General features: G+C 71.9%; 15 protein-coding genes. 11 read left to right on the forward strand and 4 right to left on the reverse strand.

The window, feature by feature from the left end; genetic code table 11:
• The first annotated feature begins 157 nt into the window (after positions 1 to 157).
• The 11 genes from Q0A33_RS06940 to Q0A33_RS06990 all read left to right on the forward strand — a co-directional run bounded on the left by Q0A33_RS06940 (position 158) and on the right by Q0A33_RS06990 (position 10,139).
• Complete coding sequence (locus Q0A33_RS06940) at positions 158 to 832, forward strand: NUDIX hydrolase (RefSeq protein WP_291794711.1); 675 nt, start codon at positions 158 to 160, stop codon at positions 830 to 832.
• Positions 813 to 1,751 (forward strand): tyrosine recombinase, encoded by a 939-nt coding sequence (locus tag Q0A33_RS06945; protein ID WP_291794712.1) that lies wholly within the window; start codon positions 813 to 815, stop codon positions 1,749 to 1,751. Before Q0A33_RS06940 ends, Q0A33_RS06945 begins: the two co-directional genes overlap by 20 nt.
• A 132-nt stretch (positions 1,752 to 1,883) precedes the next feature.
• Positions 1,884 to 2,720 carry an AAA family ATPase gene (locus tag Q0A33_RS06950; RefSeq protein WP_291794724.1) on the forward strand — a complete coding sequence of 279 codons (837 nt, stop codon included), beginning with the start codon at positions 1,884 to 1,886 and terminating at the stop codon, positions 2,718 to 2,720.
• 47 nt (positions 2,721 to 2,767) lie between these two features.
• Positions 2,768 to 3,535, forward strand: a complete 768-nt coding sequence (locus tag Q0A33_RS06955; protein ID WP_291794713.1) for a ScpA family protein — start codon at positions 2,768 to 2,770, stop codon at positions 3,533 to 3,535.
• Complete coding sequence (locus Q0A33_RS06960; protein WP_291794714.1) at positions 3,522 to 4,136, forward strand: SMC-Scp complex subunit ScpB; 615 nt, start codon at positions 3,522 to 3,524, stop codon at positions 4,134 to 4,136. The genes Q0A33_RS06955 and Q0A33_RS06960 overlap by 14 nt, the downstream gene beginning before the upstream one ends.
• Positions 4,133 to 4,975, forward strand: a complete 843-nt coding sequence (locus Q0A33_RS06965) for a pseudouridine synthase (RefSeq protein ID WP_291794715.1) — start codon at positions 4,133 to 4,135, stop codon at positions 4,973 to 4,975. The genes Q0A33_RS06960 and Q0A33_RS06965 overlap by 4 nt, the downstream gene beginning before the upstream one ends.
• On the forward strand, positions 4,972 to 6,132 hold the full coding sequence (locus Q0A33_RS06970) for a prephenate dehydrogenase (protein WP_291794716.1): 1,161 nt from the start codon (positions 4,972 to 4,974) through the stop codon (positions 6,130 to 6,132). Before Q0A33_RS06965 ends, Q0A33_RS06970 begins: the two co-directional genes overlap by 4 nt.
• Positions 6,129 to 6,788, forward strand: a complete 660-nt coding sequence (gene cmk, locus Q0A33_RS06975) for a (d)CMP kinase (RefSeq protein WP_291794717.1) — start codon at positions 6,129 to 6,131, stop codon at positions 6,786 to 6,788. Before Q0A33_RS06970 ends, cmk begins: the two co-directional genes overlap by 4 nt.
• Positions 6,789 to 6,805: 17 nt before the next feature.
• Complete coding sequence (gene der / locus Q0A33_RS06980) at positions 6,806 to 8,332, forward strand: ribosome biogenesis GTPase Der (RefSeq protein ID WP_291794725.1); 1,527 nt, start codon at positions 6,806 to 6,808, stop codon at positions 8,330 to 8,332.
• Positions 8,329 to 9,519 carry an AI-2E family transporter gene (locus Q0A33_RS06985; protein WP_291794718.1) on the forward strand — a complete coding sequence of 397 codons (1,191 nt, stop codon included), beginning with the start codon at positions 8,329 to 8,331 and terminating at the stop codon, positions 9,517 to 9,519. Before der ends, Q0A33_RS06985 begins: the two co-directional genes overlap by 4 nt.
• The gene (locus tag Q0A33_RS06990) at positions 9,516 to 10,139 is read left to right on the forward strand and encodes an L-threonylcarbamoyladenylate synthase (RefSeq protein ID WP_291794719.1); all 624 of its coding nucleotides are present in this window, start codon (positions 9,516 to 9,518) and stop codon (positions 10,137 to 10,139) included. Before Q0A33_RS06985 ends, Q0A33_RS06990 begins: the two co-directional genes overlap by 4 nt.
• Before the next feature lie 46 nt (positions 10,140 to 10,185).
• On the opposite strand, the gene Q0A33_RS06995 is transcribed toward Q0A33_RS06990, so the two are convergent.
• The 4 genes from Q0A33_RS06995 to Q0A33_RS07010 form a co-directional block, all read right to left on the reverse strand.
• A complete protein-coding gene (locus Q0A33_RS06995) occupies positions 10,186 to 11,817 on the reverse strand; it encodes an AMP-binding protein (protein ID WP_291794720.1) in 1,632 nt (543 codons plus the stop codon).
• Between the two features lie 71 nt (positions 11,818 to 11,888).
• Complete coding sequence (locus Q0A33_RS07000) at positions 11,889 to 13,157, reverse strand: C4-dicarboxylate ABC transporter substrate-binding protein (RefSeq protein ID WP_291794721.1); 1,269 nt, start codon at positions 13,155 to 13,157, stop codon at positions 11,889 to 11,891.
• Positions 13,154 to 13,795, reverse strand: coding sequence for a TetR/AcrR family transcriptional regulator (locus Q0A33_RS07005; RefSeq protein WP_291794722.1), 642 nt, complete (start codon positions 13,793 to 13,795; stop codon positions 13,154 to 13,156). Before Q0A33_RS07005 ends, Q0A33_RS07000 begins: the two co-directional genes overlap by 4 nt.
• A partial coding sequence (locus Q0A33_RS07010) for an AMP-binding protein (protein WP_291794723.1) occupies positions 13,792 to 14,919 on the reverse strand: 1,128 nt, incomplete at its 5' end. The genes Q0A33_RS07005 and Q0A33_RS07010, both read right to left, overlap by 4 nt.

Here is a 14,919-nt window from a genome sequence, read left to right on the forward strand (position 1 = left end):
CGAGGGCCGCGCGCGCAACCGCCGCGTGGAGATCGCGCCCACGCCCCGGCCGGCCCGCACCGACAGCAAGCCGCGTGACTGAGCAGCCCGCCAGCGCCGCCACCGACCCGCTGCATGCGCACCTCGTCGCGGCGCTGGCGCGGCGCGCGGAGGGCGCATGAGCGCGGATCGCCCCCGTGCGGACCCGCCCCCTGCGGACCCGCCTCTCGCGGACCTGCCGGTCGAGGTGCCGGTCTCCGCGCGGGAGACCGTCTACTCCGGCTTCGTCTGGGACATCGTCCGGGAGACCTTCGAACTGCCGGAGTCCGCGCGTCCGCTCACACGCGACAAGATGGCCCACCCCGGTGCGGTCGCCGTGGCGGCGGTGGACGACGAGGACCGGATCCTCCTCCTCCAGCAGTACCGGCATCCCATCCGCACCCGCGACTGGGAGGTGCCTGCGGGTCTCCTCGACGTCAGTGGCGAGGATCCGGCCGCGGGCGCGGCCCGCGAGCTCGGGGAGGAGGCGGACCTGCGGGCCGAGGACTGGCACACGCTCGCAGATCTCTTCACCTCTCCGGGCGGTTCGGACGAGCGGGTCCGGATCTACCTGGCGCGCGGAGTCACCGCCGTGCCGGAGGAGGAGCACCACGAGCGCGAGGACGAGGAGAGCGGGATCGTGCTGCGCTGGGTGCCGCTGGACGAGGCGCGCGACGCCGTGCTCGGCGGACGCGTGCGGAACGCGATCGCCGCACTCGCCGTCTTCCACGCCCACGCGGCGCGCAGCCGCGGCTGGACCGGACTGCGCCCGGCGGACGCCCCCTGGGAGGATCGTGGCGCGGCACGGAGCTGAGCTGCTGCCGGAGGGGCCGTCCGGCCTCGTCCGCCCGGCGGCGGACTACCTGGCGCACATCGAGCTGGAGCGCGGGCTCTCCCGCAACACGGTCGACGCCTATGCGCGGGATCTCGCACGGTACCTCACGTGGCTCGACCGGCGGGGAGTGCGCGCGTTCGAGGAGGTGACGGCCGAGGACGCGCTCGCCTTCCGTGCGGCACTCGCGGACTCCGGTCTCGCACCGGCCTCCACCGCACGGATCGCGGTGGCAGTCCGCCGCCTCCACGACCACCTGGTCGCCGAGGGCACCGCCGCGGCGGACCCGGTGGCCCAGCTCTCGCCGCCGGCACTGCGCGACAGCCTCCCCAAGGCCCTGCGCCTCGACGAGGTCGAGGCGATGCTCGCGCAGACGGCGGGGGAGTCCCTCGTCCAGCACCGTGCGGCCGCGCTCCTCGAGCTCCTCTACGCCACCGGCGCGCGCATCAGCGAGGCCGTGGGCCTCGACCTCGACGACCTGGACCTCGAGCACCGTCTGGTCCGGCTCTACGGCAAGGGAGGGAAGGACCGGATCGTGCCGCTGGGCTCCCACGCCGCGGAGGCACTGGGGACGTGGACGGTGCGGGACCGGCCGGCACTGGCGGCGAGGTCCGGCGGCGACCGGGGTGCGGTCTTCCTCAACCAGCGCGGCACCCGGCTGAGCCGGCAGTCCGCCTGGGCGATCGTCACGCGGGCGGCGGCGGCGGCGGGGCTGGACGAGGTCACGCCCCACACCCTCCGCCATTCGTTCGCCACCCACCTGCTGGAGGGCGGCGCGGACATCCGCGTGGTCCAGGAGCTGCTGGGGCACGCCTCCGTCGTGACCACGCAGATCTACACGAGGGTGACGGCACAGACCCTGCGAGAGGTCTACGCGTCCTCGCACCCGCGGGCGCGCTAGGCTGGGGGCCGGCGGCGCTGCGCCGGCGGCTCAGGCACACCTGCAGGCGCATCCCCGCCTGCTTTCAGATCGGCAACACAGGAGACGAGGCAGCCCGTGGCAGACGAGAGGCTCGACATCGCGGTAGAGGAGATGGGCCCCACCGGCCGTCCGATCCGGGAGTTCCCGGCACCGCCCGCGCTCGACGAGCACGGACCCGCACGCATCATCGCGATGGTGAACCAGAAGGGCGGAGTGGGCAAGACCACCTCCTCGATCAACCTGGGCGCCGCGCTCGCCGGCTACGGCCGCAGGGTCCTCCTCGTGGACTTCGACCCGCAGGGCGCGCTGTCCGTGGGGCTGGGCATCAACCCGCACGCGCTGGACCGGACCGTGTACGACGTGCTCATGAACTCGCGGCTGGATCCGCACGAGGTCATCCACACCACGGGGGTGGAGGGCATCGACGTGATGCCTGCGAACATCGACCTCTCCGCCGCAGAGATCCAGCTGGTGGGCGAGGTGGCCCGCGAACAGGTGCTCGCCCGTGCCCTGTCCCGGGTCGAGGACGAGTACGACGTGGTGCTCGTGGACTGCCAGCCGTCGCTGGGCCTGCTCACCGTGAACGCGCTCACCGCCGCCCACGGGGTCGTGATCCCGCTCGAGACGGAGTTCTTCGCGCTGCGCGGCGTGGCGCTGCTGGTGGAGACGATCGAGAAGGTGCAGGACCGCCTCAACCCCAGCCTCCGGATCGACGGCATCCTCGCCACCATGTACGACGGCCGGACCCTGCACTCCCGCGAGGTCATCGCGAGCATCGTGGAGGCCTTCGGTGAGACGGTCTTCGACACCGTCATCAACCGGACGGTCCGCTTCCCGGACGCCTCCGTGGCGGCGGAGCCCATCACCACCTTCGCGCCCACGCACGCCGGCGCAGACGCGTATCGCCGGCTCGCGCGGGAGCTCATCTCCCGCGGCGGCTCGCCCTGAGCGTCACCGCCGAGGCCGGTTGCGGGTCCGCGCACCGCGTCTTCACCGTGGAGCTGGAGAACTTCTCCGGCCCCTTCGAGGTGCTCCTCGACCTCATCGCCAAGCGGTCGCTGGACGTCACGGAGATCGCTCTGGCGGAGGTGACGGACGAGTTCCTCGACCACGTCTCCGCCCTGCGCGGGACCCGCTCGCTGGACGAGCTCACCCACTTCCTCGTGATCGCGGCGACGCTGCTGGACCTCAAGACCGCGCGCCTGCTGCCGGGCGGCGAGGTGGACGACGAGCTCGACCTCGAGCTGCTGGAGGCCCGGGACCTGCTCTTCGCCCGGCTCCTGCAGTACCGCGCCTTCAAGGCCGTCTCCCAGGTGCTGGGGGAGCGGATGGGCACGGCCGCCCGGGCGGTGCCCCGGGCGGTGGGGCTGGAGGAGGCCTTCACCGGGCTGCTCCCGCCGCTGGAGTTCTCCACCTCGCCGCCGGTGCTCGCCGCGGTCTACGCCGCCGTGGTCTCCCGGGACCGCACGCCGCCGCAGGTCGCGCTCGACCACCTCCACGAGGCCCACGTGTCCGTCCCGGAGGAGCGGGCCCTGCTGCTGAACCGCCTGCAGGAGGCGCAGGCGGTCGAGTTCTCCGCCCTCATCGAGGACGCGGGCTCGCGGCTCGTGGTCGTCGCCCGCTTCCTCGCGGTGCTGGAACTCATCCGCGCGGACCTGGTGGAGGTGGAGCAGCCGCAGGCGCTCGGCACGCTCACGATCACGCTGCGCTCGGCACTGCCGCAGGAGCCGGCGCAGGAGGAGGGACCACATGACGGACACTGAGCAGCCCAGCGCAGAGCTCCTTACCGCGCTCGAGGCGATCCTCATGGTCACCGACCGCTCCGTGGGCGCCGGCGAGCTGGCCGAGGGCCTCGGCGTCGAGGAGGACGAGGTCGTGCGCGCCCTCGAGGAGCTGGCCGCGGACTTCGACGGTGCGCACGGCGGACGGCCCCGGGGCTTTCGGCTGACGCGCTCCGCGGGCGGCTGGCGCATCTTCAGCCGGCCCGAGCAGCACGACGTGGTTGCGACCTTCCTCACGGCCGGGCAGTCGGCGAAGCTCTCGCAGGCCGCGCTGGAGACGCTCGCGATCATCGCCTACCGGCAGCCCGTCACGCGTGCGCGGGTCTCCGCGATCCGCGGCGTCAACGTCGACGGGGTGGTCCGGACCCTGCTCATGCGGGGCCTCATCGTGGAGGCGGGGACGGAGGAGCTCACCGGCGCGGTCCGGTTCGTCACCACCCCGGCCTTCCTCGAGGCCGCCGGTCTGGGCCGGATCGAGGACCTCCCGGACATCGCCCCGTTCCTGCCGGACGGGGATGAGGCGAATCGCACAGGCGAGGCCGGTGCGGGTTCTGAGGGAGAATTGGGGATAATCGACGTATGAACTCCCATGATCCCCGCTCACCGGGCCATCGCAGCAAGCGTCCCACCCGCAGGGCGCGAGCCGGCCGCAAGCCGGTCCAGACCGGTCACGGCCCGGTCTCCGACGTGCACTCCGCGGACGGGGTGCGCCTGCAGAAGGTGCTGGCCGACGCCGGGCTGGGCTCGCGCCGGGCCTGCGAACAGCTCATCTCCGAGGGCCGCGTCGAGGTCGACGGCGTCGTCGTCACGGAGCTGGGCACCCGGATCGATCCGGAGAAGCAGACCGTCCACGTCGACACGCTGCGCATCACGGCCCACACGGACAAGGTCTACCTCGCGTTCAACAAGCCCAAGAAGGTCCTCACCTCCATGAGCGACCCGGAGGGGCGCAAGACCGTCGCGGATTACCTGAAGAACCGTCCCGAGCGCCTCTTCTACGTGGGCAGGCTCGACTACGAGACGGAGGGACTGCTGCTGCTGACGAACGACGGCGAGCTCTCCAACCGTCTCACGCACCCCCGCTACGAGGTCCCCAAAACCTACCTCGCCCAGGTGCGCGGTCCCGTCCCCAAGGACGCGGGAGCGCGCCTGCGCGACGGCATCGAGCTCGAGGACGGCATGGCGCACGTCGACTCGTTCCGGCTCCTCGACTCCACCCCGGGCAGGGCGCTCGTCGAGGTCGTCCTCCACTCCGGCCGCAACCGGATCGTGCGTCGCCTGCTCGAGGCCGTGGGCACGCCCGTGGAGCGGCTGGTGCGCACGCAGTTCGGTCCCATCGCGCTCGCGGAGCAGCGCCCGGGCAAGATGCGGGACCTGCGGCCGCACGAGGTGGGCGAGCTCATGAAGGCCGTCGATCTGTGAGCAGCTCCTCATCGCGCGGTGCGGCGGCGACCGGTGCCCTCCCGCAGCGCGTCCACATCGTGGGCGCGGGCCTGCTGGGCGCCTCGCTGGGGCTCGCGCTCACCCGCGCGGGCGCTGCGGTCACCCTGGCCGATGCCTCGCCCACCGCAGCGCAGCTCGCCGCGGACATGGGCGCCGGCACGGTCGCCGAGGCCGCCGCGGACACCCAGCTCGTCGTGGTCGCCGCGCCTCCTGACGTCACCGCCTCACTCGTCGTCGAGCATCTCCGCAGGCTGCCCGAGGCCACGGTCACGGACGTCGCGAGCGTCAAGGGCGCGCTGCTCGACGCCGTCCGCCGGTCCGTCACCGGTGCGGAGCTCGACCGCTACATCGGCTCGCACCCGATGGCCGGACGCGAACGCTCCGGTGCGATCGCGGCGCGGGTGGACCTCTTCGAGGACCGGCCGTGGGTGATCTGCTCGGACGAGGCGACCCCGCCGGAGCGGCTCGCCCAGGTCGTGGCCACGGCCTCGGCGGTGGGTTCGACGGTGCTCCACCTGGAGCCGGACTTCCACGACTCCTCCGTGGCCCGGGTCTCCCACGCCCCGCAGGTGATGTCCTCGCTGGTGGCGGCGCGGCTGGCGCGGATGCCGGTGGAGGGCGTCGCACTCGCCGGCCAGGGCCTGCGCGACGTCACCCGGATCGCGGCCTCGGACCCCGGGCTCTGGACCCAGATCCTGGCCGGCAACGCCGCGGAGGTCCGCACGGTGCTCATGGAGATCCGCGAGGACCTGGACCGCGTGATCGCCGCACTCGCGCTGGAGCCGGGTGCGCTCGCCGTCCTCGCCGGCGCGATCGCCGCCGGCAACGAGGGACAGCAGCGGATCCCGGGCAAGCACGGCCAGGCCCCCACCCAGTACGCGACGGTGACGGTGGTGATCGGCGACGAGCCGGGCAACCTCGGCCGGTTGTTCGCGGAGGTGGGCGAGCTGGGCATCAACATCGAGGACGTGCGGATCGACCACGCCACCGGGCGCCGCCTCGGAAGCCTGGACCTCTTCGTCCTGCCCGCGCACGTCCAGGATCTGGTCGACGGGCTCCTGGCCCGCGGCTGGAGGCTGCCGGACCATGCTGAGAAGCGCACAGAAGCAGACACACCGAACGAAGGACAGAGATGAGAGTCATCGCGATCGACGGACCCAGCGGAGTGGGCAAGTCCAGCACCTCCAAGGAGGTGGCGCGCCGGCTGGGCTGGGCCTACCTGGACACGGGTGCCATGTACCGGGCGATGGCATGGCTGGCGCTCAGCCGCGGCGTGAGCGATCCCGGTGACGTCGTCGAGCTGGTGCGCGGCGCGGACCTCGAGATCTCCACGGACCCGGACGGCTTCCGGATCGAGGTCGACGGCATCGACGTGACGGAGGAGATCCGCACGGACGCCGTCTCCGCCGGCGTGCAGACGGTCTCCGGCGTCCCGGAGGCCCGGGAGGAGCTCATCGAGAAGCAGCGCGAGGCCATCGCGGAGAAGCCCGCGGGCATCGTCGTGGAGGGCCGCGACATCACCACGGTCGTGGCCCCGGACGCACCGGTGCGCATCCTCATGACGGCGGACGAGGACGTGCGGATCGCACGCCGCGCCGGGGAGAACCACGGGACGGCGGACGCGGAGGCGATCGCCGCGACGCGCGCGCTCGTGACGGACCGCGATGCGAAGGACTCGCAGACGACGAGCTTCCTCACCGCGGCGGACGGCGTCCACACCCTCGACACCACACATGTGAGCTTCGAGGAGGCCGTCGAGGCCGTCCTCGCACTGGCGAAGGAGGCCGCATGACCCGAGGCCCGAACGACATGACGGACGCGGCAGCCGAGGGTGAGGGGTTCGTCCCCGCGCCGGACGAGGACCTCGCCGCGCGGGTGGCGGACATCGACGAGGAGGATGCGCGGCTGCGCGCGGAGTCGCTGCGCTCCGGGCTGGCCGACTACGCGCTCGAGGACGACGACGCGGCACTGCTCGCGGACCTCGAGGATCCGGATGCGGAGGGCGGTCTGGTCCGCCCCGCGCCCGTGCTGGCGATCGTGGGGCGCCCCAACGTGGGCAAGTCCACGCTCGTCAACCGCATCCTGGGCCGGCGCGAGGCGGTCGTCGAGGACGTCCCCGGCGTCACCCGCGACCGCGTGCGCTACCGGGGCGAGTGGGGCGGGCGTCCGCTCACGCTCGTGGACACCGGCGGCTGGGACATCGACGCGAAGGGCATGGCCTCCCGCATCGCGGAGCAGGCGGAGGTCGCGGTGGAGCAGGCCGACGGCGTCGTCCTCGTCGTCGACGTGACCACGGGGGTGACCTCGACCGACGAGCACGTGGTGCGCATGCTCCGGCGCGCGGGCAAGCCCGTGCTGCTGGCGGCGAACAAGGTCGACGACGAGCGCGGCGAGATCGCCGCGGCGGAGCTGTGGTCCCTGGGCCTGGGCGAACCGCACCCCATCAGCGCCATGCACGGCCGGGGCGTCGCGGACTTCCTCGACGAGGTCATCGAGATGCTGCCGGAGCACTCACAGGTGGACGACGCCGAGGCTCCCGGCGGTCCGCGCCGCATCGCCCTCGTGGGCCGGCCCAACGTGGGCAAGTCCTCCCTGCTCAACCGCCTGTTCGGCAGCGAGCGGGTGCTCGTGGACAACGTCGCCGGCACCACGCGCGATCCGGTCGACGAGATCGTGGAGCTGGGCGGACGGCCCTGGCGCTTCGTCGACACGGCGGGCATCAAGAAGCGGGCCCGGCAGGCCTCGGGCGCGGACTACTACGCGGCGCTGCGCACGCAGACGGCTCTGGAGCGCGCGGAGCTCGCCCTGGTCCTGCTGGAGGCCAACGAGACGCTCAGCGAGCAGGACGTGCGGATCATCCGCAGCGCCACCGAGGCCGGCCGTGCGCTCGTGCTCGCATTCAACAAGTGGGACCTCACGGACGAGGAGCGCCGGGAGTGGCTCGCCCGGGAGATCGACAAGGACCTGGCGCACGTGGCCTGGGCCCCGCGTGTGAACATCTCCGCGAAGACCGGGCGCCACGCGGAGAAGCTGGTGCCGGCCATGGAGCGGGCGCTGGAGAACTGGGACAGGCGGATCCCCACCAGCCGCTTCAATGCGTTCCTGGGCGAACTGGTGGCGGCGAACCCGCACCCGCTGCGCGGCGGCAAGCAGCCGCGCATCCTGTTCGGCACGCAGGCCTCGAACAGGCCGCCGCACTTCGTGCTCTTCACCTCCGGGTTCCTCGACCCCGGCTACCGCAGATTCATCACCCGCCGGCTGCGTGAGACGTTCGCCTTCGAGGGCACGCCCATCGAGATCAGCATGCGGATCAGGGAGAAGCGGAAGCGCACGTGAGCGCACAGGCACCGGGGGAGGCGGGCACGGTGGGCGAGGCCCCGCCCCACGGTGACGGGGACCGGTCGCGGTCCCCGCTCCCGCGCTTCGTCACGGTGACGCTGGGCCTGGCCGGGCTGGCGATCGTCCTGCTCGTGCTGCGGCAGGTGCAGGACATCGCCGCCCCGGTGTTCCTCGCCCTCAACCTCGTGATCATCGTCCACCCGCTGCAGGCATGGCTCGTGCGGCTGCGCGTGCCGCGGTTCCTCGCCGCGATGGCGACGGTCCTCCTGGTGCTCGTGGTGCTGGCGGCCTTCTTCGCGCTGACCGCCTGGTCCATCGCGGAGCTCGTGCTCATCATGCCGGGCTATGCGAACGAGATCGTGCAGATCGTCCAGGACACGGGGGACTGGCTGGCGACGATGGGGCTCACCCCCGGCGTGCTCCAGCACCAGCTCGAGGCGCTCGACGCCTCCAGCGTGATCGCCGCGCTCGCCCCGCTGTTCTCCAATGCGACGCTCGTGCTCACACTGCTCACCACGGTGGTGATGGCGGTGTTCTTCGTCGCGCTGGACACGATCTCCTTCCCGGAGCGTCTGCGCAGCCTGACCCGGCAGCGGCCGCGCTTCGCAGTGGCCCTGACCTCGTTCTCCGCCGGCGTGCGCCGGTACTGGGTCGTGGCGACGGTGTTCGGGCTCATCGTGGCGGCGCTGGACGTGGCCGCCCTGCAGGTGATCGGCGTGCCCCTGGCGCTGGTGTGGGGCGTGCTCGCGTTCCTCACCAACTACATCCCCAACGTGGGATTCGTGATCGGCCTCGTCCCTCCGGCGCTGCTCGCACTCATGGATCAGGGCTGGGCGGCCGCAGTGTGGGTGGTCATCGCCTACAGCGTGCTCAACTTCGTCATCCAGTCCGTCATCCAGCCCAAGTTCACGGGCGAGTCCGTGGGCGTGACCCCGCTCGTGAGCTTCCTGTCGCTCCTGTTCTGGTACTGGGTGCTGGGCTGGCTGGGCGCGCTCCTGGCGCTGCCGGCCACGCTGCTGCTCAAGGCGCTGCTGGTCGACGCGGATCCGCGTGCGCGGTGGGTCAACAGCCTCATCGCCTCCGATCTGCGGACCGGCGCGGGACTGCCGGTGCGGGCCGCACCCGCGCGCCGCGGCCGGGAGGTCGTGGTGCGGTACGGTGCCTCCACTACGATGGATGCATGAATGCGAAGATCCTCACGATCCACCCCGTGGATCCGCAGCCGCGTCTCATCCGCCAGGCCGCGGAGGTCATCGCCTCCGGCGGTCTGATCGCCTACCCCACGGACTCGGGCTATGCGCTCGGGTGCGGGCTGGAGAACCGGAACGGCATCGAACGCATCCTCCGGATCCGCCAGCTGGACCAGAAGCACCACTTCACCCTCATGTGCCACGACTTCGCGCAGCTGGGGCAGTTCGTCATCATCGACAACGCCGCCTTCCGCGCCGTGAAGGCGCTCACCCCCGGCCCGTACACCTTCATCATGAAGGCGACGAAGGAGGTGCCGCGGAAGATGATGCACCCCAAGAAGCACTCGGTGGGCGCCCGCATCCCGCAGAACCCCACGGCGCTCGCCCTCGTCGAGGAGGTGGGGGAGCCGATCCTCTCGTCCACGCTCATCCTGCCCGGCCATGAGGACGCGATGACGGATTCGCTCGAGGTCTCCGACGAGATCGGACACGAGGTGGACCTCATCGTGGATTCCGGCGAGCCGGGCACGGAGCCCACCTCCGTCATCGACTTCACGGAGGGCTCCGCGGTCGTCCGGCGCGAGGGCGCCGGCGACGTCTCCCGGTTCGAGTGAGGGGGATGCCGCCGGTGCGGCTCGGCCGCTGAGAACGCGCCGCGGATCAGCCGATCTGGCGTGAGGCGCCCTCCCAGTGCGGAGCGCGCAGCGCCTTCTTGTCGATCTTCCCGAAGGGTGTCTGCGGCAGCGCGTCCGCGAACTCGACGGTCTTGGGGCGGGCGTAGCGGGCGAGGCCGTCGCGGGAGTGGGCGAGGAGAGCCTCTGCGGTGAGCGGTGACGCGCCCGTCACCGGTGCCGAGGCAGTGGGCGATCCAGTGTCCTCCGGCAGCTCCCGCGGCACGACGACGGCGTGGACGGCCTCGCCCCAGTCCGGATGCGGCACCCCGATGACCGCCGCCTGAGCGACCTGCGGATGGGCGGAGAGGACGTCCTCGACCTCACGCGAGTACACGTTGAAGCCGCCGGAGATGATCATGTCGTTCCGGCGGTCCTTGAGGTAGACGTAGCCGGCGTCGTCCATGACGCCCATGTCCCCGGTCCGCACCCAGCCGTCCCAGAACTTCTCCGCGGTGGCCTCGGGGTTCCCGATGTACTCCGTGAGCGCGAAGGGCGTCCGGACCGTGATCTCGCCCAGCTCGCCGCGGGGCACCTCGGCACCCGAGTCGTCGGTGACCCTCACCTCCGTGAACAGCGAGGGGTTGCCGCAGGAGGCCAGCAGCTCCGGGCGGGCGGGATCGTGATCGAGCTTGGACAGCCGGGTGCAGAACTGCGGCGCCTCCGTCTGCCCGTACAGCTGGACGAACACCTGCCCCAGCAGCCGCAGCCCGTGGGCAAGGCGAGCAGGCGACATGGGCGCGGCACCGTAGACCACCGTGCGCAGGGAGAGCACGGCGCGTCCCGCCTCCGGGGTGCCGTCCGGGGACTGTTCGTCCAGGAGGTCCAGCACGCGGTAGATCATGGTCGGGACCATGAACGTCCACGTGATCGCCTCCTCGCGCAGCAGGTCCACGGAGCGCTGGGCGTCGAACTCCTCCAGGATCCGCACGTGCGCGCCCCGGCCTATCCCAGCCGCAGCGAGCGCCCCGCCCGAATGCGCCAGCGGCGTCATCACCAGCATGCGCTCCCCGGCGCTGATCTCCGCCTCCACCATCTGGATGTAGAGCGCCGCCGCCGCGGAGCGCGCGGTGTGGGCGACGGCCTTGGGCCGCCCCGTGGTCCCGCCCGTGAAGAAGATGCCGGAGCGCGCATCCGGATCCACGACGTGCTCCGTGCGGTCCGGCTCCGCCTCCTCCCCAGGCATCTCCGCGAGCGGCACCGCCCCCGGGATGCTCCTGCCCTGCGGGTCAGACAGCTGTACGAGCACCGGACCGCCCTCGGCCGGGAGATGGGGGAGAAGCGCCGTCCCGAGGTCGTAGTCCGTGAGCAGGACCTTCGCCTCCGCGTACTGCAGCTGATAGGCGACGGTCTCCAGCGCCGACATGAAGTTGGCCGGCGTGCGGACCATGCCCAGGCGTGCGATCGCGGACTCGCCCACGATCCACTCGGCGCGATTGGCCGCGAAGATTCCCACCACGTCCCCGGACACCAGGCCGAGCCCGCGCAGCTGGCGCATGACCGCATCGGACCACACCCAGAGGTCGCGGTAGGTGAAGGAGCGCGCATCCTCCTGCACGGCCGGCAGTGCGCTGTGCACCCGGAAGGAGTGCTCGTAGATCTCTGCGGGTGTGGTGAACATGGGTTCCTCTCCGTCGACGGATTCGTGCACGGGGCAGCTCAGATCAGCTCAGGCCGGCCCACGTGCTCTGCTCAGCTCGGGCGGTGCTCCCGCAGGGTGCGCTCCATGAGCGCGTCCGCCAGGGGCGTGAAGTCCGTCTCCGGGTCGTACCAGTCGTGGAACTCCGCGAAGTCGCCCTGGTCCGTGTATCCCAGCTCCTCGAGCTTCCCGGTCCAGAACTCCGCGGTCTCGTCGACGCGGGTGAGCACCTCGTCCCCGAGCACACCGGAGTCCGCCACCTCCTGCATCCGGGCCTCGTTGGCCTCCGCGATCCGGTCCTGCAGGTCGTCCGCGAGGGGCTCCACCGTCACACCCTTCTCACTGGCCTCCTCGAGGGCGATCGCCTGCGAGCCGATCGACGTCTCCATCCCACCCTGGAACGCCGCGGTGGAGGCGTCGAAGAGGATCTGCTGGTAGGCGAGCGGCAGGTTCTGCACCCCGGAGCCCTGCAGGATCGCCCCGGAGACCCGGGGGAACTGTGTGGTGGTGGGGTAGCCCAGGTTGCCCGCGACCTCGAAGAAGCCGCCCTGCGAGACATCGGAGAGCACGGCCAGGGTGCAGTCCACCGTGCCGCGCTGCAGCGCCTCGTAGGCCTCGACCCCGGCGATCGAGACCGGCGAGGCCCCCAGCTCTCCCACCAGTTCGTTCTGCGGCTGTGAGCCCACGCGCACCTGCAGGCCGCTCCAGTCCTCGTCCTCCGTGGACGGTTCGGTGCAGACGGAGTAGTAGGCGCTCGTGGCGGAGACGGGGGTGAACGGGGTGAGCCCGAGCTCCTCGTACTCGCTCAGCACCTCCGGCGACTGCCAGGCGAGATCGTAGGCGAGCAGATTCGCCAGCAGATCCCCCTCGAACGGCGAGGCGGCCTGCCCCACCAGCAGATCGTTGACCGCGTTCACCGCCGGGAAGCGGTCCGGTTCGTAGGTCGGCAGGGTGAACGCCATGTCGACGCGGCCGTCCGCGAGCGCGTCGTGCAGCTCCGCATAGGGCGCGATCGACTGGTTGAAGGCGAGCTCGACGGTGAGCTTGCCGCCCGAGGCCTCCTCGACGGCCTCCTTGTACGCCACGCCCATGGGCGCCTGAGGCGATTCCAGCGAGGTCGCGGGGATCTGGTAGGTGACGGACGCGGGTTCGAGGTCCGCGATCGCCGCCTCCACGGCTGCGGCCTCGGCACCGTACTCGTAGCCGTCGCCGGCCTCGCCGCCTCCGCCCCCGCCGCTGCCGGCCGAGCCCGCGCAGGCACTCAGCAGCAGCGCGCTCACCGCGGACGCGCTGAGAGATGTGATCCTGGAAACAGTGGTCATGAGTCCTCCTCCTTGAGGCCCAGTGCCCGCAGCCACAGCCGGGTGAGCTGCTCCGCGAACCGCTCGGCGCCCTCCTCGCTGTCGTACTGCGGATCGCCGGGGTTGACGTAGACGTGGTAGCAGTGCCGGCTCACCATGAGGCCCAGCGAGCGCGCGGTGAAGTCCGGGTCGACGGATCCCGGCACGCGGCCGTCGGCCTGCATCGCGCGGATGGTCTCCGCGTTGCGGCGGAAGAACGCCTCGCCGCGGCGCAGACGGTTCGCCTCGATGCGCTCGTCGTAGTGCCGGGCCTCCTCGAGGATCTTGTTGAGGCCGCGATTGGCGCGGAACGCGCGCACGTACTCGAGATTGCCCGCGCGGATCCTCTCCACCGGCTCGCCCTCGTCCACCGGCCGGGAGTGGGCCGGCACCACCGACTGGGCGTAGGCGTCCTCGATGAGCGCCGCCAGCAGCTCCTCGCGGTTCGTGAAGTACGTGTAGAGCGTGCCCGAGGCCACACCCGCCTCCTCCGTCACCTCCGCCAGGGTGGTGCCGAGGAAGCCCCGCCGCTCGAACACCCGCTGCGCGGCGCGGATGAGCCGGGTGCGGGTGCGCATCCCCTTCGCGCCGAGCTCGTCCGGGTCCTTGCGCTGCTTCACGGTGCCGCCTGTGCGGGCACGTGCGCCAGCAGCTCGCGCTTGAGGATCTTGCCGGAGGGGCCCTTGGGCAGCTCGTCGACGAACTCGATGATCCGGGGGATCTTGTAGGCGGCGAGGTTCTCCCGGGTGAAGCGCTCCACGGTCTCCGCGGACAGTGCCGCACCGGCGGCGTCCGCGGTGCGCGTGAGCACAGCGGTCACCTGCTGGCCGTACTTCTCGTCCGGCGTGCCCACCACGGCGGCCTCGCGCACGCCGGGGATCTCGTAGAGCACCTCCTCCACCTCCCGCGGGTACACGTTGTAGCCGCCGTGGAGGATGAGGTCCTTGAGGCGGTCGACGATGAACAGGTAGCCGTCGGCGTCCATCCGCCCCAGGTCTCCGGTGCGGAACCAGCCGTCCTCGCTCAGCACCTCCGCCGTGGCCTCGGGGCGGTTCCAGTAGCCCTTCATGACGACGGGCCCGCGGATGCAGACCTCCCCGACCTCTCCGGCGGGCACCGGCTGCCCGTCGTGGTCGATCACGCGGACCTCCAGATCGCCCACGGGGCGCCCCACACTGCCCACCTTGCGCTCGCCGTCGAGCGGGTTGAAGGTGCCCAGGGCCGTGGTCTCGGTGAGTCCGTAGCCCTCGACGACGGGGGCGGCGAAGCGGTCCTCGAAGCGCCGCACGACCTCCCCGGCGATGGCCGCACCCCCGGAGCTCACCGCGCGCAGGGCCGGCGCCGTCCCCTCGGGTGCGCTCGCCAGCACGGACATCCACATCGTGGGCACGCCGGAGATCACCGTGATGGCGTCCGCGGCCAGCGCGTGGACGAACTGCTGCGGGTCCCAGCGCGGGAAGAGTGTGACGGGCCGGCCCGCGGACAGCGCCGGCAGTGCGACCGCGGCCAGTCCGAACACGTGGAACAGGGGCAGGCCGGTGGCCCAGTTGTCCGCGTCCGTGGCGTCGATGAGGCCCTTCACCGTCTCCGCCGCCGCGGTGAGGTTGCCGAGGGTGAGCATGGCCCCCTTGGGGCGGCCGGTGGTCCCCGAGGTGTACAGCAGCGCGGAGAGGTCGTCCGGTTCCCGTCCGAGGATCTCGATGGCGGCAGGATCGGGGGAGGGCCGGCCGGGCGAGTCCTGGGC

The sequence above is a fragment of the Brevibacterium sp. genome, assembly GCF_022712115.1.
Lineage (GTDB): Bacteria > Actinomycetota > Actinomycetes > Actinomycetales > Brevibacteriaceae > Brevibacterium > Brevibacterium salitolerans.